Annotated in this window: 4 protein-coding genes; 2 read left to right on the top strand and 2 right to left on the bottom strand. The window is 59.9% G+C overall.

Annotation, left to right across the window (positions count from 1 at the left end):
- Positions 1 to 45: 45 nt before the first annotated feature.
- Complete coding sequence (locus tag ACOYNV_RS25345; RefSeq protein ID WP_422902591.1) at positions 46 to 414, bottom strand: DUF1840 domain-containing protein; 369 nt, start codon at positions 412 to 414, stop codon at positions 46 to 48.
- 279 nt (positions 415 to 693) lie between these two features.
- Between ACOYNV_RS25345 and ACOYNV_RS25340 the strand changes: the two genes are divergently transcribed.
- Positions 694 to 1,626: an ROK family protein gene (locus tag ACOYNV_RS25340; RefSeq protein WP_422902590.1), complete on the top strand. Its 933-nt coding sequence runs from the start codon at positions 694 to 696 to the stop codon at positions 1,624 to 1,626.
- Between the two features lie 125 nt (positions 1,627 to 1,751).
- Here the strand turns inward: ACOYNV_RS25340 and ACOYNV_RS25335 are convergent, their stop codons facing one another.
- Positions 1,752 to 2,453 (bottom strand): FadR/GntR family transcriptional regulator, encoded by a 702-nt coding sequence (locus ACOYNV_RS25335; RefSeq protein WP_422902589.1) that lies wholly within the window; start codon positions 2,451 to 2,453, stop codon positions 1,752 to 1,754.
- A gap of 208 nt (positions 2,454 to 2,661) precedes the next feature.
- Here ACOYNV_RS25335 and ACOYNV_RS25330 point away from each other — a divergent pair, with 208 nt between their 5' ends.
- A complete protein-coding gene (locus ACOYNV_RS25330; RefSeq protein ID WP_422902588.1) occupies positions 2,662 to 5,445 on the top strand; it encodes an FAD-binding and (Fe-S)-binding domain-containing protein in 2,784 nt (927 codons plus the stop codon).
- Positions 5,446 to 5,552 lie beyond the last annotated feature (107 nt).

Below are 5,552 nucleotides of genomic sequence, written 5' to 3'. Positions count from 1 at the left end.
TCCGAATCAGAAATCCGAATCAGAAATCCGAATCAGAAATCCGAATCAGAAATCCTTTTCGGCTTCCCAGAGAATGAAGCCATCCTCCTTAAGCGTCCACTCCATCAGGTGGATCAGTGGGTGGGCGCGCTGCCCGAGGTGGATGCCGGCTCGCCCGGACTTGTGGTCTTCATCGTCGGCATTCTCTTCATCCGCGTAGACGCCTTCTTCCCGTGCCTTGCGCTCGGCCTTGTGCAAGTCCTTCTTTTCTTCATCGACGGCGAACTGCAACTTCGCGACGGCCTCCGGCAACTGCTCTTTGGTGAACACCCCGCGCGCCGTGCATTCCTTGCCGATGATCTCGAACAGACGGCGCGCATGCTGGGCAAACATGATGATCTCGCCGGAAGTGCTTGAATTTATCCTGACTAGCATGATTCCAATCTTCCCAAGGTAAGTTTTTCTTGAAGCGGCCTGGAAGCCGCGCCAACAGGTCATCTCCAAAGGCAGTGCCTGTAGATTCGCATTCTGCCTTGTTCTTCAGGGCATGCCTGCCAAGGTGGCCGTTTCACGGGCTGTGCAGGCCGACCCATTGGCCGGCTGCTGAAATGCACATTTATTTTACACCCGCCCCGGGTGCCCTGTCGCTTTCACCGCCGGGTTAGAATAGTCGCCAATATGAACCCGCGTCCGGATGCCAACGGAAAGTTACAGATGCCCGATCAGGAACATTTATCCAAACCCGCGCTGCGTTTTGGAATTGACCTTGGTGGCACAAAAATCGAGATCATCGCGCTCGACGAGTCGGGTCATGAACTGCTCCGGCGCCGGGTGGCAACACCGCAGGGCGACTACCTGGGCACGCTGGCGGCGGTGGCCGGTCTGGTTGAAACGGTCGAGAACGAACTCGGACAGCGCTGCAGCGTCGGGTTGGGAATTCCCGGCGCCGAATCGGCCGTCGGTGGCTTGATCAAGAACGCCAATTCCACTTGTCTGATCGGCCAGCCCTTGCGCCGCGATCTGCAAACCCTGCTACAACGCGAAATCCGCATCGAAAACGACGCCAACTGTTTTGCCCTGTCCGAAGCCATCGACGGTGCCGGGCAGGGGGCCGACATCGTTTTCGGCGTCATCCTGGGCACCGGCGTTGGTGGAGGCATCGTGGTCGGTGGGCGAGCACTTACTGGTGCCAATCACATTGCCGGAGAGTGGGGCCACAACCCGTTGCCGATCCCGGAGGAGGAAATCCGGCCACCTCCTGTTTGCTACTGCGGCCGCCAGGGCTGCGTCGAAACCTGGTTGTCCGGCCCCGGGCTGACTGGCGATCACGCGCGCCACAACGGCGAAATTCTTTCGCCGCAACTCATTGCCGAGCGTGCCGAACAAGGCGACCCGGCCTGTGAATCAACGCTGAAACGCTACGAGCGTCGTTTGGCCAAAGCGCTGGCACAGGTGATCAACATTCTCGATCCGCAAGTGATTGTTCTTGGCGGCGGGCTTTCCAACATGGAGCGGCTGTATATCAATGTTCCTTCGTTGTGGAGCCAATACATTTTTTCCGATCAGGTTCACACCCAGCTACGTCGTCACAAGCACGGCGACTCGTCCGGTGTCCGCGGTGCAGCATGGCTCTGGAGCGGTCATTGAACGATGCAAATAACGTGGTACGCATGAACAGCTTTTCTTGGTGAAACTTTGTGCCCTTGGTGGCTTGGGGGCTATTGACCTCGATTCAAACCCGGTGGGCAGATTCGTTTCTGCCCTCCCAGTCTTCAGCCCTCCCGCCGTTCCAGTTCCGAGCGCGTGAAATCGATGTGATTGAGCATGGCTTGGCGTGCCGCATCGGGCTGGTGCTGGCGGATCGCATCCCAGATGGCGAGGTGTTGCTGGCGCAGAAGATCCGTGACTTTTCCGCTGGGGTCTTCCATGGCCATCAGGTTGAGGCTGATGTGTTCGCGCAGCATGCGCAGGATGCCGGCATGCAGGTAGAGAAACATGCTGTTGTGCGAGGCTTGTGCGATGGCCTCGTGAAAATCGGCGTCGGCCTTGTACTCTTCCTTTTTCTCGCCTGTCGCGTAGGCTTTGGTCAGGCTTTTGACAATGGCTTCGATTTTTTTCAGATCGCTCTTGTCGGCGCGCAGGGCGGCGTAATGCGTGGTTGCCCCTTCCAGTTCGCGACGAAACTCCAGCGTGTCCCAGCGTAAATCGGGATGATCGGCCACCAACTGCCGCCAGGGCGAGGTAATGGCCGCCTGCAAACGATCGGTGACGAACACGCCGCTGCCGCACTTGCTGACCAGCAGGCCGCGCGCTTTCAGGCTGAAAACCGCTTCCCGCAGCGAGTTCCGGGAAACGCCCATCGTTTCGGCCAGTACCCGCTCTGCCGGCAAGCGCATGCCAACCGGCCAGGAACCATCCAGCAGGTGCACTTCCAGTGCGCGCTGAGTCTGTTCTGCAACGCTGCGTTGCGCCATGAGCAATCTCCCTCAAATTTTCAATAACCGGGCCTTGCGGCGGCAAAAATAATTGGTACTACCAATTTTCAGGTGATTTTATCTTTGATTAAGATTCGCGTCATTGCTTTTCGATTGATGAAATATATTGGCAGTTAGTGAATTAACCAAGATGTGCTGCATCAAAAACCGTTACCATCATTTGAGTCTCTAGAGGAATCAGCCGAACATGAATCCGCTTGTTTCTGCCCTGCGCAGGCATTTCCCCGAAGAACGCGTCATCACCGACGAGTTGCGCCGGCTGGCTTGGGGTACGGATGCCAGCTTCTACCGTCTGATTCCGCAGGTCGTGGTCGTTGTCGAAAATGAAGCCGATGTGGCCAACGTGCTGGCGGTGGCCCGGCAACAGAACATTCACCTGACCTTCCGCGCCGCCGGCACCAGTCTCTCCGGGCAGGCAGTGAGCGACGGCATCCTGGCCTACATCGGCGAAGGCTTCGCCAGCTTCGAACTGGCCGCCGATGCGCTCAGCGTGCGCCTGGGGCCGGGCATCGTGGGCGGCGAAGTCAATCGGCGGCTGGCTCCGCTCGGGCGCAAGATCGGCCCCGATCCGGCATCGATTGCCACCTGCAAGATCGGTGGTATTGCCGCCAACAACGCCTCAGGCATGTGCTGCGGTACCGCCCAGAACAGTTACCGGACCCTGCTCGGGGTGCGCGTCATGCTGGCCGATGGCAGCGTGCTGGATACCGAGGATGCGGCCAGCGTTGCCGCCTTTCGCCTGAGCCACGCGCAACTGGTCAACGAACTTGATCGACTCGGAAACGATACCCGCGCCGACCTGCCGCTGGCCAACCGCATCCGGCAAAAATTCAAGATCAAGAACACCACCGGTTACAGCCTCAATGCGCTGGTCGATTACAGCGACCCGATCGATGTTCTGGCGCACTTGATGATCGGCTCGGAAGGCACGCTGGGCTTCATTTCCCGGATTACCTACCGCACCGTGCTCGAAGATCCGTTCAAGGCCAGCGCCCTGGTTTTTTTCCCGGATATCGAGACGGCTTGTCAGGCAGTGATTCGTTTGAAGCCGCAGCCGGTTTCCGCCGTCGAGTTGCTCGATCGGCCTGCGCTGCGTTCGGTGGAAAACAAGGATGGTTTGCCGCCGGTCATCCGGTCATTGGGAGAGTCGGTCGCCGCCTTGCTGATCGAGGTTCGTTCTCAGGATGCTGCCGGGTTGCAGGCGCGCATAGATGCCGCTCTCTCGGCCATTGCCGGCATCGCTACCGTCGAACCGGTGTGCTTTTCGACCGATCCGAAAACCTGCGACATGTACTGGAAAGTGCGCAAGGGAACCTTCCCCTCGGTCGGTGCCATGCGCCGCAGCGGCACCACGGTGATCATCGAGGATGTGGCCTTTCCGATCGAATCGCTGGCGGCGGCCACGCTCGATCTGCAGGCGTTGCTCAAGCAGCACGGTTACCACGAGGCGATCATCTTCGGCCATGCCCTGGAGGGAAATCTGCATTTCGTGTTCACCCAGGATTTCGCTGATCCGGCTGAAGTGGCCCGTTACGGCGGCTTCATGGACGACGTATGCAAGCTGGTAGTCGACAAGTACGACGGATCGCTGAAGGCCGAGCACGGCACCGGGCGCAACATGGCGCCGTTCGTCGAGATGGAATGGGGCAAGCAGGCTACCGACCTGATGCGCCGCATCAAGGCCCTGTTCGACCCGGACAACCGGCTGAACCCTGGCGTCATCCTCAATGACGATCCGACCGCTCACCTGAAGCACCTGAAACCGATGCCGGCTGCCGAGGATATTGTCGATCGCTGCATCGAATGCGGTTTCTGCGAACCGCTGTGTCCTTCGCATCAACTCACCCTTTCACCGCGCCAGCGCATCGTCAGTTGGCGTGAGTTGTCGCGGCGGCGTGCGGCAGGCGAGCCTGCGGGTGCGCTGGGCGACGATTATGCCTATTTCGGCCTCGACACCTGTGCCGGTTGCGGACTGTGTTCGACCGCCTGCCCGGTAGAGATCAATACCGGCGATCTGACTCGCCGCCTGCGCGGCCGCAAACAAAGCGATCTGGCGCGCAGCGTCGGTCGCTGGACTGGCGAGCACATGGGCGCCATCGCTTCGACCACCCGTCTGGGCCTGCAACTCGGCCACCTGGCCAGTGCCGTTGTTGGCGACAAGGTGTTGGGCAAGCTTTCTGCTGGCGCGTGGAAAACGGACATGCCGCGCCCCGGAAAAGCAGTCAATGCACAGCGCGGCAATAGTGATCCGGCGGGTGACCCCGTGGTGTACTTTCCGGCCTGCGGTGGGCGGATTTTTGGCCCGAGCGCGGCTGGCGAAGCCCAACTCGGTGATGTCATTCAGCAACTGCTGATCCGTGCCGGCTACGCGCCACGCTTGCCGAAGGGTTTCGACAGCCTGTGCTGCGGCCAGATGCTGTCCAGTAAGGGGCTGGCCGAGGAGGCCGACGCCAGTGCGGCGCGACTCGAAGCCGCGCTGAGCGAGGCCAGTGAAAACGGCCGTTACCCGATCATCATGGATGCTAGCGCCTGCAGCGTGCGCATGCAGGGGCTTCTGGCCGGTCGGCTGAAGTTGTACGACTTCCACGAATTCGCCCACGACGCCCTGTTGCCCAGGCTGCACCTGGTCAAGCAAGCAGGCCCGATCGCCCTGCACATCAACTGCAGCGCGCGCAAGAGCGGCTCGGACGCCAAGCTGCAAGCCGTCGTCAGGGCCTGTGTCGAGCAGGTGCTGGTGCCAGCCGGGGTGACCTGCTGCGGGTTTGCCGGCGATCGCGGTTTCGTGGTGCCGGAACTGTACCAGCACGCCCTGCGCAAAATTCACGACGAGTTGCCGAAAGCTTGCGCTTGCGGCGTTTCAAGCAACCGCACCTGCGAAATCGGGCTGACGGCGGAAACCGGTCGACCCTTCCGTTCCGTCGCTTACCTGCTGGAAGAGTGCAGTCGCAAGGAAGTCATGGGAGGCTGTTGATTCCGTTCATCAAGCATCACAACAGCTTAGCGAAATGTTTATTCAGAGGAAGGAGGCTCACCATGGAAACTTGTCAGTTTGTAGACGTTCTGTCGAGTAGTTTGTGT

The organism is Propionivibrio sp. (genome assembly GCF_049316945.1).
Lineage (GTDB): Bacteria > Pseudomonadota > Gammaproteobacteria > Burkholderiales > Rhodocyclaceae > Propionivibrio.
This window is presented reverse-complemented; position numbering and strand designations above follow the sequence as displayed.